The organism is Chthoniobacterales bacterium (assembly GCA_035274845.1).
Classification (GTDB): domain Bacteria; phylum Verrucomicrobiota; class Verrucomicrobiia; order Chthoniobacterales; family UBA10450; genus AV80.
Genome location: DATENU010000020.1, coordinates 348,578 through 362,831, shown reverse-complemented (window position 1 = coordinate 362,831; position 14,254 = coordinate 348,578). Strand labels below are relative to the sequence as shown.

Sequence of the window (14,254 nt, the reverse complement as noted above, 5' to 3'; positions counted from 1 at the left end):
TTGTCAGCAGCGCACGTTGTCGTCCTCGTCCTCGGTCCTCGTCCTCGATTTTGCGTTGCTTTGGAAGGACGAGGACGAGGAGGATTACGGTGCCCGAACATTCGCGATGCACCGGGTGGAAATTCAGCGCTTGCGCTGCCGGTGTCTTCTCTGATTTTCTTGCACGAAGCCGATTGAAAATCGATCGGACACCACCACTGTAAAACGCATGAAAAAACTCGAAGCGATCATCAAGCCGTTCAAACTCGAGGAAGTGAAGGAAGCCCTTGCCGAGCTCGGCATCGAAGGCATGACCGTGACGGAAGTGAAAGGGTTCGGGCGCCAGAAAGGCCACACGGAAATTTATCGCGGCAGCGAATATACAGTCGATTTCCTGCCGAAAGTGAAAGTCGAAGTCGTGCTCGCCGACGAAATGGTGGACAAGGCCGTCAGCGTTGTCGTGGCTGCCGCCAAGACGGGCAAGATTGGCGACGGAAAGGTTTTTGTGCTCCCGGTCGAGCACGCCGTGCGTATCCGCACGGAGGAGATTGGCGAAAAGGCGGTGTGACGAAATCACGCCCCATCTTCGCCTCACGCCACACCACCAGTCCCTCGACCCCGCGTTCCGCGGCGTCTCCATTTAGCGAATTAGCGACTTAATGATTTAGCGATTTTCTCCAATCCACCACTCCATTACTCCACCACTCCAACCAATCCCATGGCCAAAGACAAAGACAAAACTCCCGCAGACGTCAGCAAAATGATCAAGGACCACGAGATCAAGCTCGTGGACTTCAAGTTCACCGATTTGCCGGGCTCCTGGCAGCATTTCACCACGACTCTCACCGAATATAACGAAGAGATTTTTACCGACGGCCTTGGGTTCGATGGCTCCAGCATCCGCGGCTGGCGCGCGATCAACGCCAGCGACATGCTCGTAATTCCCGACCCAGCGACGGCGTGGGTGGACGTCTTTAACGCCGAACCAACTCTCAGCCTCATCTGCACCATCGTCGATCCGATCACGCGCGAGCCTTACGATCGCGACCCGCGCGGCGTCGCCGAAAAAGCGGAAGCGTATCTCCAGAGCACCGGCATCGCAGACACGGCTTTCTTCGGGCCGGAAGCGGAATTTTTTATCTTCGACGAAGTTCGTTTCAATTACTCCGGCAACTCCTCCTATCATTTGGTGGATAGCTCGGAAGGCCATTGGAACAGCGCCCGCGAGGAATTTCCAAACCTCGGTTACAAGATTCGCGCGAAAGAGGGTTATTTCCCGGTCGCGCCGGCGGACAGTTTGCAGGACCTCCGCAACGAAATGTGCCTTGAGCTCGAGAAAGCCGGCATCCCGATTGAGCGCCAGCATCACGAAGTCGCGACCGCCGGCCAGGCCGAGATCGACATTCGTTTCGCGCCCATGAAAGCGATGGCCGACCACCTCCAGTATTACAAGTACATCGTCCGGAACGTGGCGAAGAAGCACAACAAAACCGTGACGTTCATGCCGAAGCCGCTCTATGGCGATAACGGTTCGGGGATGCACACCCACATGTCTCTCTGGAAGGATGGGAAACCGCTTTTCGCCGGCAATGGCTACGCCGGCCTGAGTGAGATGGCGCTCTTTTTCATCGGCGGAATTCTCCGGCATGCCCCCGCGCTCACCTGCCTGACAAATCCGACGACCAACAGTTACAAGCGCCTCGTTCCCGGCTTCGAAGCACCGGTCAACCTTGCGTATTCCGCCCGGAACCGCTCCGCCGCGATCCGAATTCCGACCTATTCGGCCAACCCGAAGGCAAAACGAATCGAGTTCCGCACCCCGGATCCCGCGGCGAATCCGTACCTCGCCTTTTCCGCCCTGTTGCTCGCCGGCCTGGATGGAATCCAAAGCCGCATCGATCCCGGTGATCCGCTCGACAAAAACCTCTACGAGCTCCCGCCGGAAGAGCTCGCCAACGTCCCGAGTGTTCCCGATTCCTTGAGCGGCGCCATCAAGGCCTTGAGTGACGATCACAGTTTCCTGCTCAAAGGCGACGTCTTCAACGCCGACTTCGTGGCGAACTGGATCGAGATGAAACAAAAGGAATACGACGCCCTGCGTCTCCGTCCTCATCCGTACGAGTTCGCGATGTATTACGACGTGTAAACAATGGAGGCCCGCGAGGTCGAGCGACATAGCGGCGGTGTCTTTACCGCCGACTATGTTAGTGATGCGCTCTGCCGCCTTCGATTGGGTCGGCGGTTGCAAACCGCCGCTCCTTGAAGCTTTGCGATAATCCACGTGATGCAAAAGGTAAACATCAGGGACATCACCTAGGAAACCTGGGCCTCCGTGCCCGGCAATTCCTTCTGCAGAAGCTAGAGACACCCGGAATATGCCGACCATAATTTCTCACGCTGCGGTCGCGGTGGCGCTAATGGCCGGCTTCCCGGCGCGGTCCGTGCCGCGGCGTTTGACGGAGCTTGGGGTTGCTGTGTCGATTGCGCCGGATATTGACGTAATCGGCTCCCGGTTCGGGATCGAGTATGGCGATCTCTTGGGCCATCGTGGACTTACCCACTCGATTCTGTTTGCTGCTTTGCTGGCTTCCGTCGCGCTGCTTTGGGCATCCCGCCGAACCGATTTATCGATGCAACGCCGTTGGACATGGCTCTACCTTTTTCTGGCGGCCGCGTCTCATGGACTCCTCGATGCATTCACAGACGGAGGCCTCGGCGTCGCGTTTTTCAGTCCCTTCAATACCGGCAGGTATTTCTTCCCAGTAACTCCCATTTCAGTCTCGCCAGTGGGTCTGAGCTTTTTCTCGGGCCGTGGAATTTCTGTTCTCTTGAGCGAATTCGTGTGGGTATGGTTGCCTGCTCTCGCTTTTTCGATCGCCGCGCTACTGATTCGGAGAATATGCCAAAAGGGCAACATCAAGCCGGCTTAGGGTCCGATAGAATCGAACAGATATGAACAAGGTAAACATCAACGACATCACCGAGGAAACCTGGGCATCGCCGAGTGGCAAGTTCGGCGGCGCGGGGAAAAACATTTCCATCTCGCTGGGACGAAAGCCCACTTCGACCGATTTGATGGAACGGCATCCGTTCGATGTCGAGATCACCCGCGTTCCGCCGGGAAAAATTCCGTATCCGTATCATTCCCACAGCGCGCAATGGGAGTTTTACTACGTGCTTTCGGGCAAAGGGGTCGTGCGGCACAAGGACGGAACGACGCCGATTGAGAGCGGCGACGCCTTTATTTTCCTGCCGGAAGAACCGCACACGTTCCTGAACGATGGGTCCGAAGACCTGGTCATGTTCCTCGTGGCGGACAATCCAATCGGCGAATCGGCCTACTATCCCGACAGCAAGAAGTGGCTGGTCCGTTCGCCTGAGCGGAGACTTCTGCGCGGAGAATCTCTCGATTATTTCGACGGCGAGGAATGAGACGCGATCCGGGATGCGGGATAGAAGCTTGTTATCTCGCATCCCGCATCTCGCATCTCGCATCTCGGATCAGAATCGCCCCAGTTGCCGAAACCACTGCAACGCGCGCCGCACTTCTGACATCTTGAGCTGGTGGCCGCCGTTGAATTGTTCGAGCCGGACGCGTTTGAACCCGGTGCGTTCGAGAGATGCCTTAACGAGAATATGACTTTGCGGTAGCGCCACGGTATCGCGATCGCCACTGCTCAACCAGACTGGCACTTCCAGAAAGCCCGCACCCGGCTGATAGCTCTTATAACCTTCGCTGAGGCGGTCCTCGTTCATGCCGCTCAGGAAAAATCCACAGATCCTGACCGAACCGCTCTTTGCCAGCATCGCGCCGAGCGTGCCGCTGCGTTTGGACCCGCCTGAAAACCCAGCAAAGGCCACCGGCCATCGCGCACTCTGGGGCCATTCCTTCCGAATGGCTTCCAGCGCCGCCGCCAGCATGGCCAAACGCCACTGGGTGGAATCGATGCGCGGACTGATCGTCGCGTCCGCTCCGAGCACGATCCAGCCTTCCGCGGTCGCGGGCGCGCGATACCATTCGGCATCCATCACACTGGTCCGATGGAAATCGCTCGTGGAGGTGACGATGAGGATAGGCCAGGTGCGCGCTGGATCGAAGGACGGCGGAAACGTCAGGACGGCGCGGCCGGTGTCCACCTTGGGGTTGCCGGCCTGCGCCGCGATATCCTGGAAATATTTCGAGACTGGGAAGCGGATCTCGATCTTGCCGCCGGGCTGGACCTGCTGGCCGGCAAGAGTGGCGGCCTGGCTGGAGGACAGCAACCCAAGCGAAATGATTCCGAAAATCAGAAACCGCATGCTTGATGTTGCAATCAAGGAGCGGCGGTTTGCAACCGCCGTTTTCGGGTCTGGCCACCTCGGGGTGGAGCTCAGAATGGAGCCTGCACCATCGTGCCGGAGGCGCAATGCGAGGCTGCGCTTTCCCTCAACGGCCTGATGGCAGGCCGTCTCCATGAACTCGCCTGAACGTGGCGTTGGCTTGGACAAGGTCGCCGTCGGCGGCGTGGACGATGTTGGACAAGCCACACAACTTGAACCCGCGCTCGGAAAGAAATTCGTTCGATTCCCAGAAGAGCCAGGCGCCGGCATAGAGCTGCTCAAAGAACACTTCCGTGTAGATGACCTGGACACGATCGAGCACGTCGGCGGCGCCAGTCAGAACCAGTCGCTCCGCGCCTTGCAGATCTAGTTTCAGCAGGTCGACGCTTTGTAATCCTTGCTGCGTCATCAACTCCGGCAGCGTCACGGTGGGAACCGTTACTGTCTTTGCCACAGTCAGATCACGCCCAAACCACTTTGAATTTCGTGAATCGATCGGAAGCAGCGAGCTAGAGGCTTCGGACCGATTGATTTCAAAACGTGCCTCGCCGTTGCGATCGGAGAGCGCCGCAGCCACCACGGCAAGGCGCGGATCACTTGCGTATCTCGTCCGCAGCTTCCCCGCCAATTCGGGAATTGCTTCGACGAGGATGACGCGTTCCGGATTGTGCAGCCGGAGGAACGCGTCGGTAAACGCGCCGCGGTTCGCTCCACCGTCGATCACATAACGGTAGGGCAGTCGCGGAAGGTGGCGCAGGTTGCGAAAGGCGCGGCGATATTTCTTGTCCAAAAGCGACCTGAGCTCCTGTCCAAGGCGAGCCATGCGTCCTTACATAGCATGCCTCTGCCAGACCATGAAATGCCTTGCAACTTATGGAGATGGGCAGATGCTTGCCCATTATGAGCTTGTTCGCTTTACTGCCCAACCTTGGCGGACCTGACTTGATCATCATCCTCCTGATCGTTCTCGTGCTCTTCGGCGCGAAGAAATTGCCGGAACTCGCACGCGGGATGGGCTCGGCTATCAAGGAATTTCAGAAAGCGAAAGATGAGTTCAGCGACGAGCTGCATAGCGCCGGGAAAACGGATGTGGCAAAGACCGACGTCAAGACCCCGGCGGCAACCGTTCCTCGCATTGAGAATTCGCCGGCGAATGTCGCCGCGACCGAAGTCCGGACCGAACCGGATCAGGCTCGGACACCGAATCCCGACCGGACGGATCGGGTTTAAGCCCCTGGAGGCGGCACGCCCACGTGCCGTGGGCTTCAGATAAGGGCAATTTGACGTTGCCCGGACATTGCGACACAGTCGCGGCTCGCGTTCGCGAACGACGCGATCCTTCCTACTGACCCGATTGCCATGCCCGACACCGACCTGCGCACCAGCATCAAGGAAATGCTGGTCAAGAACCTGATGCTTCAGACGACCGCGGCGGAAATCGGTGATGACCTTCCTCTCTTCGGGCCCGGCGGCCTGGGGCTTGATTCCATTGACGCGCTCGAACTGGTCGTCAGCATGGAAAAAACTTTCGGCGTCGGCGTCCCGAATTCCGAAGTGGCGGCCAAAGCGCTCCGGACGGTCAACACCATCCACGATTACATCCTGGAGAAACGCGCGGCCGCCTGAGGATGCCATCCCCGGAATGAAAGCTGCGATCGCCCTCCTGCTTCTGGCCGGATTCGCACTCTTCAGTATCAAGGTCAAGAACCAGCTCAACACAAAAGAGAGCCCCCTCACTTCGGTCAAGCTCGGTCAAGCAATGCCCGACTTCAGCTTGCCGGATACCAACGGCCAAATGGTAAAATTTAGTGACGTCTCGCGCCAAAACAGAATGGTGCTGATTACGTTTTGGGCCTCCTGGTGTACTCCATGCCGAATGGAGATGCCGGAGCTCGAAAAACTTTACGCAAGCAAGAAAGCCGAAGGATTCTCCGTGCTCGCCATCAATGTCGATAAACAGCGCGAAAAAGCAGACTCGTATCTGAGAAGCAGGCCAGCCGCATTCCCGGTTCTGATCGACAGGGATTCGTCCGTCTTCAAGCAATTAGGGGCGGAGGCGCTGCCGACCACGATTCTCGTCGGGCAGGACGGCAAGGTCCTCCAGGTTCTCGTGGGCGTTGACCCTTACCTCCAATTCACGGTCGAGAACTACCTTCGGCAGCAGAAGCAGCATGAACCTTGACGGCTCCGCGATTATCGAGGTCGAGGAGCTGAGCAAAGCATTTCGCAGCCGGTTACGACGGCGCCAGGTCCAGGCGGTGTTTGATCTAAATCTGCGCGTCGAGCGTGGGAGCGTTGTTGCCTTCGTGGGACCAAACGGTGCGGGGAAAACGACAACTATCTACGCGTTGCTCGGTCTCTTGAATCCAGACCGCGGGCGAATTCGTCTTTTTGGTCTGCCGCCGAAAAGCGAAGCCGCTCGCCGTCGCATTGGCTTCCAATCGGAAATCTTTCATACTTACGGATTCAAGACGGCCGAGCGGGCTTTGCGTTTCTATGGTCAGCTCGCGGAAATGCCGAAAGAGAAAATCGCCGAGGCTGTCCCCCGTCAGCTTGCGCGCCTGGGGCTTCAGGCCGCGAGCAATCGAAAAGTGCGCGGCTTTTCGAAAGGAATGGTCCAGCGGCTGGGACTAGCCCAGGCGCTTTTGCATCAGCCAGAACTGCTGATTCTCGACGAGCCGACCACGGGTCTCGACCCGGAAGGGCGCAAACTCGTGGCGGAAATTATTCTCGAAGAAAAAAATCGCGGCACGACGGTTTTCCTGAGCAGTCACATCTTGTCTGACGTGGAACGCACCTGCGATCATGTCGTTATTCTCCGTCAAGGCTCGGTTGCGTTCTCCGCCACCATGGCGTCGCTTCGCGGCGGTCCGGACGAATGGGAAATCGAAGTTGTCAATTGCTCGCCACGCGTTCGGGAATCGATCGGCGCCTCCGATCTTCGCGAACAGGGGGCCGATGTTGTGGTGCGCTGTTCGACCGCGGACAAAAGTAGTTTGCTTCGGCATTTACTCGAAGCCAATGCCGAGATCGGTTCTGTTCGCCGGACTCGCTCGCTCGAAGATCTTTACATGAAATACGCCGGAGGGACCTCCCATGGTTAAGCTGCGCGCGATCATCCTGACGTCGTTTCAAGAGACGCTTCATCGCCGGGTCCTTTATCTGGTTCTGATTCTTTCGCTCATCGTCATTGCTCTGCTAGGCAGCGAGATGGTTTACGCTCGCATGGCCGAGCAGGCCGGCGAGACCCAGGTCGTGATTAATATGGCCAAGCAGAGCTTCGTAAGAATTCTCGAAACCTGGGACTCCGCCGCGTTTTTTCTCGCCTTGTTTCTCGGCGCGACAGCGATTCCCTCGGAACTCAAATCGAAAACGATCGTGACAGTCTTGGCGCGTCCGGTGGCGCGCTGGACGTATCTCCTCGGGCGATGGATCGGAGTCCTGTTGTTCCTCTGGGCGTTCCTCCTCTTCGGCATTGTCGGCGCTCTCCTCTGGGGCAGCTTCTTCCATCTTCAATACGGCTCGCTCTTCTGGCTGGGGCTCGTTGATTTGTTCGTCCACGCAACGTTTTTTAGCGGCGTGAGTGTCGGGCTCAGCGTGGTTCTACCTCCTGCCGCCGCCGGCGCCCTTACCTTCCTCCTCACCATCCTGCCAACGTTGGTGAAGAGCACGATGGGACATCCGTTCTGGTTATATCGCGTCCCATCGTTTTTCGCCTATTATCTCGCTCCCGCTCGAATGCAGGTCGATCTGATTGAAGACAGTTTTAAGAAGGAAATGGTGGACCCGAAATATGTCCTCTACGGTCAGGTGTTGCTGGAAAATCTTCTCTATGCCGGTGCTGTCCTGCTGATCGCATGCGTTATTTTCAAGCGGCGCGAGCTGCGGCTTCGTTGACGCTCACGCGAGCTCCGCCCCGTTGATCGCGTCGATGAGCTGACGCAAGCGGCCGAAGCTGCGTCGATGCGGAGTAAAGATCAGGCGGGGCAATTCCCAAATATCCGGCTCGTTTTTCTCCTGACGTAACGCCGTTCCCTGCACGAATTCGCCGGTGCGGACGACGTCGGCAAAATCGTGGTTCAATTTCGCGACCGCCCGGCCGGAAAGTTTGCGTGCCAGGCGGACGGACAACGCTTCTCCAACCCAGCGGGACGATTGATAGACGCTGTAAAAGCGAACGATTTCCGTCACCGCATCGGACACGTTCGGCATGATCTTGAAGAAATTGAAGTCTTCTGAGTCGACGTAACCAAACTTGAAAAGATGCTCCTTAATGAAATTCAACCAGGTCTGCCAGTAGGTGCCGCCGGGGCGGTCCAAGAGCACGATCGGGATAATCCGGGCCTTGCCGGTTTGCATGAGGGTAAGCGCTTCGAAGCCTTCGTCCATCGTTCCAAAGCCGCCCGGGAAAAGAGCGAAGGCGTGAGTTTCCTTCACGAAATTCAATTTCCGGGTGAAGAAATAGTTGAAGTTAATCAGCTTGCGGTCGCCCTCGATGGTGATGTTGGCGTGCTGCTCGAAGGGAAGACGAATGTTGAGTCCGAAGCTGTGTTCCCGGCCCGCCCCGAGCTGGGCGGCGCCCATGATGCCCTCGCCGCCGCCGGTGATGACCATGAAATTGTTCGCGACCATCTGGCGCGCGAAATCCTCCGCCACCTGGTATTGCGCGTCGCTGGGCGGAGTCCGCGCGGAACCGAAGACACAGACTTTGCGGAACTGGCGGTACTCCGAAAAGACCTTCGCCGCGTAATGCATCTCCTTGAGCGACCGGTTCATGAGCTTGAGGTCGCCCGTGCCGATTTTGTCCCGCGCCATCTTGAGCGCGGTGATGATCATTTCCTGGATCAGCTCGGGTGATTTCTCCGCGCCCCAGTCGGCCACAAGCTGGCGCACCCGCTCGTCAAACGGCGGATCGATTGATGACTGGCGCCGGGCCGGCTGATTGTGAGTCGTTCCAGCCGTGAAATCTTCCACCGCAAAGTTTCGGCCATGGCGCGCGGCTGCGCAAAAGAAAGGTAGCGGCTCGCGAAACTGGACCCGCCCTTAAAGATGGACCGGCGCTTAAAGGTGGACCGGGCGCTATGCGCGCGGTCGCGCCCGCTATCTGACTTCAAGCGGCGGGACTCGATCCACCCAGGTCCGACAGAATTTCGTGAATGTAACGAATCGGGAGCGAATAATGCCCGGCGCCCTCGACCAGATGGAACTCGCAGTTCGGCAAACGATTTGCCACGTCGTGCGCGAGCCGGGGCGCGAAGGTCCGGTCTTTCGTTCCATGCCAAAGGGCGACCGGGATACGAATATCTTCGAGCGCAAATCCCCATGGCGTCGCATAAACCTCGGCGTCGGTCATGACGCCGAGGGCGGAGGAGCGCCAGGCATGGCGAGCGCTGTCGAAACAAATGTCGAACTTACGGGATTCTTGCAACACGTTCGCGTCGCACGGCTGGAGAAATTTCAGGAGCAGCGGTCGAACCCGGATCGGCATTCGCATTGCGACAAAAGGCCGGGCCAGATGAAATAGAAGCTTGAGCAAGCGCGGACTCTTCTTGCGGAACACGAGCATCCGCCGATGGATCGGAAGAAGGCCATCGAGATCGTCCAGTCGATCCAGCGGCGGGGCCCCGCTCACAATCGCAATCTTTTCGACGCGCTGGGGACTCATCCAGCCGCTGGCGAACGCATAAGGCGCCCCTCCGGAAATTCCAAGGATTCGGAACCGCTCGATCCCGAGACGGTCGGCGATTTCGTTCAACAACGGCGGCCAATCGACGAGGCGGCGGTTCGGTTGGAATTGCGAATCGCGAATTCCGGGCCGGTCCGGCGAGATGATGCGCAAGCCAAGATCGCGCGCCGCGTCGTGCGCCAGCTCGGCCATGGTCCGCGAGCTGGGCCAGCCGTGACAAAAGAAAATCGGCGCGCCCGCCGGATCCCCGTATTCACTCAGCGCGATCTGTCCGCCACTCTCCAGCGCAATTTTTTCCGTTCGAATTTTCATGGGACCCGCCCCGTAATCTGCACTCGCGGGCGCCAAACGGAAGATTGCCTTTCGCGGGAGCTGAATCGATAATCCCTGAAGACAATGCAAACAGGGCGCAGCTCGTCTGCGTATTACTAATATGAACGACAATTCACACCAGGCTGCCGGAAAAATCTCTCTGCATGGCGACGGACTTGGTGCCCCCTCGCCGGACACGGTGGAAAAACGGGCGCGCGAAATCGCGCTGATCGCGGAACGCGATCCCGATGAATTTACCGACGCGGATTGGGATCAGGCCCGGCGCGAGTTGCTCGGCGACCAATCGGTCGGCGCTCCGGAGGAGACCAACGAAAATGCCGAGGTCGTCGAAGAATGGAATGTGGTGGCATCATCGACCGGCCATCGCGCGCCTCGAATCGAAGACGAAGAGAATCTCGGTGAACAGCTTGTCACGGACGGAATCGAAGAAGCCGCCCACGACCAGATGGTCGAGGCCCGCAGGGAAGAACTCCAGCAAGAGGGCTGAGTTATTTTGAACGAGACCGAATCCCTCGTGGCCGAGGCAGCCCGCGGCCCCGCCGAAGACCGCACTCGAACGTCCGGCTCGCGCCGCCAGCGTTTGATTGCCCATTTCCGAAAGGTCCGCGAATTCAGCGCCCATCTTTGCCGGAACCTCGAGCCGGAAGATTACGTCGTGCAATCGATGCCGGACGTGAGCCCGACGAAATGGCATCTCGCTCACACGAGTTGGTTCTTCGAAACCTTCGTTCTCAAAGTCTGGATGCAGCGCTACCGCTCGGAGGTGCCGCAATACGCCTATCTTTTTAATTCCTATTACAACGCCGCCGGCGATATGCACCGGCGCGATCTCCGCGGGCTGATTTCGCGACCCACCGTGCGCGAGACCTTTCGCTTCCGCGAATCGATTGACGATTGCGTGATGAAACTGCTCGGAGAAGTGGACGAAGCGCTTTTCGAGGAAATGGAACCGGTGCTCACTCTCGGTCTTCATCATGAACAGCAGCATCAGGAGCTGCTCATTACCGATATCAAGCATGTCCTCGCGCAGAACCCGCTCCATCCGGTCTTCCACGAGGGCCCATCGGAAACAGCGAATGGCCCCGTTGGTCCGCAGCGTTTCGTCGACTTCGAAGAAGAGACGATCGAGATGATCGGCCACGACGGCGCGGGGTTTTCCTACGACAACGAAGGCCCACGGCACCGCGCCCTGGTCCCCGCCTGCTCACTTTCGAACCGCCTCATCACCAACGGCGAATATCTTGCCTTTATGGAGGCCGGCGGTTATGCGCGCCCGGAGTTTTGGCTCTCGCTCGGCTGGACGACCGTGAATGATCCGGCCTCAGGCGGATGGCGGGCGCCGCTCTATTGGGTTCAACGCGACGGGGCTTGGTGGAATTTCACTCTCTCCGGTTTTCGTCCGATCAAGGAATCGGAGCCGGTGACCCACATCAGTTATTTTGAGGCGGATGCCTACGCGAACTGGGACGGGGCACGGCTCCCAACCGAGTTTGAATGGGAGCGAGCCGCCGCCAAACTGCCGATCGAAGGCAATTTCGTGGACGACCAACGATTTCATCCCGCTCCGGCCAATGGAGACCGCCTGCCAACAGGCCGCGATGGAGCTGCCGGTCTTCAGCAAATCTTTGGCGACGTCTGGGAATGGACGCGGAGCGCTTACCTCCCCTACCCCGGATATCGCGCGGTGTCCGGCGCCCTCGGGGAGTACAATGGCAAATTCATGTGCAACCAAATGGTGCTCCGCGGCGGCTCCTGCGCCACTTCGCGAGATCATATTCGCGCGACCTACCGGAATTTCTTTCAACCGGAAAAACGCTGGCAATTCACCGGCATCCGGCTGGCCCGCGATCTGACATGAGTGGCGCCACCGGGAAGGTGACGGTCCTCGATCTCGAGCCGGTCAACGCGGATTTCCTCGCGGAAGTCCTGGCCGGCCTTTCCCGGCGCCCGCGTTCGCTCCCCTGCAAATTCTTTTACGACGAACGCGGCGCGGATCTCTTCCTGAAAATCTGCGAGCTGCCGGAGTATTACATCACCCGCACCGAGACCGAGCTCTTGCGGCGCTACGGCAAAGAGATGGCCGAATCAATTGGCGCGAACGCGGAGTTGATCGGCTTTGGCACCGGCGCGGGAATCAAGACGCGCATGTTGCTTGCGAATCTCGAGAATCCGATTGCCTACGTTCCGGTCGATATTTCCAAGCAGCGGCTGACCGATTCCGCAGTCGAATTGAGCCGCGCCATGCCGGGGCTCGAGATCCTGCCGGTCTGCGGCGATTATCTTCAGGACCTGCAATTGCCCAAGCCGCTGCGCAAACCAGATCACGTGGCCGTCGTTTTCCCGGGTTCGACGATTGGCAATCTGGAACCGAAGGTCGCGGCGGATTTCCTGCGCCGGGTCTGCCGCCTCTGCGGCAAGAGCGGCGGCCTGATCATCGGGGTCGACCTCCAGAAGAGCCGCGAAGTTTTGGAAGCCGCTTACAACGACAGCGCCGGGGTTACGGCCGAGTTCAATCTCAACCTGCTCGTTAGGGCTAATCGCGAACTGGGCGCGGATTTCGATCTTCCGCTTTGGCGGCACCAGGCGATTTACAACGAACACGAAGGACGCATCGAGATGCACCTGGTCAGCGAGGCGGCCCAGACCGTTCATCTCGGCGGTCGGGAATTTCGTTTTGCGCGCGGGGAAAAAATCGTCACCGAATTTTCCTACAAATACACGCTAGAAGGGTTCACACGCCTGGCTGTCTCCGCCGGTTTCCGCGAAGCCTCCCGCGTCTGGACCGATCCTGAACGCCGGTTTGCCGTGTTCCATTTCGCGGTCGCGGATTAGTCGCGCTTGCCGGACGTCCGTCACCCCTCGCGGGGTTTTGATGGGTGGCTGCTACCTTGCCCCGGAGTTCGCTGCGCTCACTCCAAGCTCTAATCCTTCGCGCCTCCGGCGCTCCAACAAGCGATGTGTCTGGCTTTGGATTCACGGTCCCTCTCCTCGGCACGAAGGCGTGCCGGCTCCATGCGGGACAATGGAGGCGGCTTGCCCTCAGGCCGTTGGGCCAAGGGGCGACGGGTCGAGAACAGAAAGGCGTCGCCGGGACGTTTAGACTTCGCTAGAAACAGGACGGTGAGCGCCCTCGTCGAGCTTCAGAGAATAACAAAACTGTACGGCGGCGCCATCGCCCTTCACCCGACTGATCTCGCCTTCGAGCGCGGGAAAACCACAGTCCTCATCGGCCCCAGCGGCTGCGGCAAATCGACCCTGCTCCGGTTAATCATCCGGTTGCTCGATCCAGACTCGGGAACGATCCGCTTCGACGGCGCGGCCGTGACGCCCGCGAATATTTCCGCGCTCCGGCGTCGCATTGGTTACGTCATCCAGGATGGTGGCCTTTTCCCGCATCTCACCGCGCGGAAAAACATTCTCCTTATGGCGAGCCATTTGAAACAGCCCGCGGCGGAGATGGAAAAACGGCTGGAAGAGCTTTGCGCACTGACTCGATTTCCCACGACCGCGCTCGACCGGTATCCGCTCGAGCTCTCCGGCGGCCAGCGCCAACGCATTAGCCTCATGCGGGCCCTGGCCCTTTCGCCGGAGTTGCTTCTCCTCGACGAACCGCTCGGCGCGCTCGATCCCCTGGTTCGCTCGGCTTTGCAGAAAGATCTGAAGGAGATTTTCTCCCGACTCAATCAGACCGCCGTCCTGGTTACCCACGATCTGGCGGAAGCCGCTTATCTCGCCGATCAAATTGTCCTCATGAGCGAAGGGCGCGTCGTGCAGATTGGAACGCTGGAAGATCTGCGAACGAAACCGGCCGCCCCTTTCGTCACCGAATTTATCAACGCGCAGAGAGCGCTCGCGGTGATATGAGAACGGGAATAAGAGTTGTAGCGACGGCGCTCTGTCGCCGGTTCCAGCGCTTTTCGCTCTTGCGCGCGTTAC

The 14,254-nt window shown here is 58.7% G+C and carries 17 protein-coding genes; 13 read left to right on the top strand and 4 right to left on the bottom strand.

Translation table 11 applies throughout. The annotated features are described in order from the left end of the window. The first annotated feature begins 208 nt into the window (after nt 1-208). The 4 genes from VJU77_15220 (at nt 209) to VJU77_15205 (ending at nt 3,411) form a co-directional block, all read left to right on the top strand. Nucleotides 209-547 carry a P-II family nitrogen regulator gene (locus tag VJU77_15220; GenBank protein HKP04702.1) on the top strand — a complete coding sequence of 113 codons (339 nt, stop codon included), beginning with the start codon at nt 209-211 and terminating at the stop codon, nt 545-547. Nucleotides 548-697: 150 nt separating this feature from the next. Next, a complete protein-coding gene (gene glnA / locus VJU77_15215) occupies nt 698-2,125 on the top strand; it encodes a type I glutamate--ammonia ligase (GenBank protein HKP04701.1) in 1,428 nt (475 codons plus the stop codon). Nucleotides 2,126-2,354: 229 nt separating this feature from the next. Beyond that, nucleotides 2,355-2,909 (top strand): metal-dependent hydrolase, encoded by a 555-nt coding sequence (locus VJU77_15210; protein ID HKP04700.1) that lies wholly within the window; start codon nt 2,355-2,357, stop codon nt 2,907-2,909. 22 nt (nt 2,910-2,931) lie between these two features. Beyond that, nucleotides 2,932-3,411, top strand: a complete 480-nt coding sequence (locus tag VJU77_15205; GenBank protein ID HKP04699.1) for a cupin domain-containing protein — start codon at nt 2,932-2,934, stop codon at nt 3,409-3,411. Nucleotides 3,412-3,480: 69 nt separating this feature from the next. Here the strand turns inward: VJU77_15205 and VJU77_15200 are convergent, their stop codons facing one another. Beyond that, nucleotides 3,481-4,278 (bottom strand): hypothetical protein, encoded by a 798-nt coding sequence (locus VJU77_15200; GenBank protein ID HKP04698.1) that lies wholly within the window; start codon nt 4,276-4,278, stop codon nt 3,481-3,483. Between the two features lie 127 nt (nt 4,279-4,405). Then, nucleotides 4,406-5,122 carry an FkbM family methyltransferase gene (locus VJU77_15195; GenBank protein ID HKP04697.1) on the bottom strand — a complete coding sequence of 239 codons (717 nt, stop codon included), beginning with the start codon at nt 5,120-5,122 and terminating at the stop codon, nt 4,406-4,408. A gap of 77 nt (nt 5,123-5,199) precedes the next feature. Between VJU77_15195 and VJU77_15190 the strand changes: the two genes are divergently transcribed. The 5 genes from VJU77_15190 (at nt 5,200) to VJU77_15170 (ending at nt 8,196) form a co-directional block, all read left to right on the top strand. Then, nucleotides 5,200-5,529, top strand: coding sequence for a twin-arginine translocase TatA/TatE family subunit (locus VJU77_15190; GenBank protein HKP04696.1), 330 nt, complete (start codon nt 5,200-5,202; stop codon nt 5,527-5,529). A gap of 129 nt (nt 5,530-5,658) precedes the next feature. Continuing rightward, a complete protein-coding gene (locus VJU77_15185; protein ID HKP04695.1) occupies nt 5,659-5,925 on the top strand; it encodes an acyl carrier protein in 267 nt (88 codons plus the stop codon). Nucleotides 5,926-5,941: 16 nt separating this feature from the next. Beyond that, a complete protein-coding gene (locus tag VJU77_15180) occupies nt 5,942-6,481 on the top strand; it encodes a TlpA disulfide reductase family protein (GenBank protein ID HKP04694.1) in 540 nt (179 codons plus the stop codon). After that, on the top strand, nt 6,471-7,403 hold the full coding sequence (locus VJU77_15175) for an ABC transporter ATP-binding protein (GenBank protein HKP04693.1): 933 nt from the start codon (nt 6,471-6,473) through the stop codon (nt 7,401-7,403). Before VJU77_15180 ends, VJU77_15175 begins: the two co-directional genes overlap by 11 nt. After that, the gene (locus VJU77_15170; protein HKP04692.1) at nt 7,396-8,196 is read left to right on the top strand and encodes an ABC transporter permease subunit; all 801 of its coding nucleotides are present in this window, start codon (nt 7,396-7,398) and stop codon (nt 8,194-8,196) included. The genes VJU77_15175 and VJU77_15170 overlap by 8 nt, the downstream gene beginning before the upstream one ends. Nucleotides 8,197-8,199: 3 nt before the next feature. Here the strand turns inward: VJU77_15170 and VJU77_15165 are convergent, their stop codons facing one another. Then, nucleotides 8,200-9,273 carry a TIGR00730 family Rossman fold protein gene (locus tag VJU77_15165; GenBank protein HKP04691.1) on the bottom strand — a complete coding sequence of 358 codons (1,074 nt, stop codon included), beginning with the start codon at nt 9,271-9,273 and terminating at the stop codon, nt 8,200-8,202. A 136-nt stretch (nt 9,274-9,409) separates the two neighbouring features. Beyond that, the gene (locus VJU77_15160) at nt 9,410-10,297 is read right to left on the bottom strand and encodes an alpha/beta hydrolase (GenBank protein HKP04690.1); all 888 of its coding nucleotides are present in this window, start codon (nt 10,295-10,297) and stop codon (nt 9,410-9,412) included. 121 nt (nt 10,298-10,418) lie between these two features. Here VJU77_15160 and VJU77_15155 point away from each other — a divergent pair, with 121 nt between their 5' ends. From VJU77_15155 to VJU77_15140, 4 genes are all read left to right on the top strand, one after another. Then, entirely contained in the window at nt 10,419-10,805 is a 387-nt protein-coding gene (locus tag VJU77_15155) for a hypothetical protein (protein ID HKP04689.1), read from the top strand. A gap of 6 nt (nt 10,806-10,811) precedes the next feature. Then, nucleotides 10,812-12,176, top strand: coding sequence for an ergothioneine biosynthesis protein EgtB (gene egtB, locus VJU77_15150; protein ID HKP04688.1), 1,365 nt, complete (start codon nt 10,812-10,814; stop codon nt 12,174-12,176). Continuing rightward, complete coding sequence (gene egtD / locus VJU77_15145; protein HKP04687.1) at nt 12,173-13,150, top strand: L-histidine N(alpha)-methyltransferase; 978 nt, start codon at nt 12,173-12,175, stop codon at nt 13,148-13,150. Before egtB ends, egtD begins: the two co-directional genes overlap by 4 nt. Nucleotides 13,151-13,438: 288 nt before the next feature. Beyond that, nucleotides 13,439-14,182, top strand: coding sequence for an ATP-binding cassette domain-containing protein (locus tag VJU77_15140; GenBank protein ID HKP04686.1), 744 nt, complete (start codon nt 13,439-13,441; stop codon nt 14,180-14,182). The last annotated feature ends 72 nt before the right edge of the window (nt 14,183-14,254 follow it).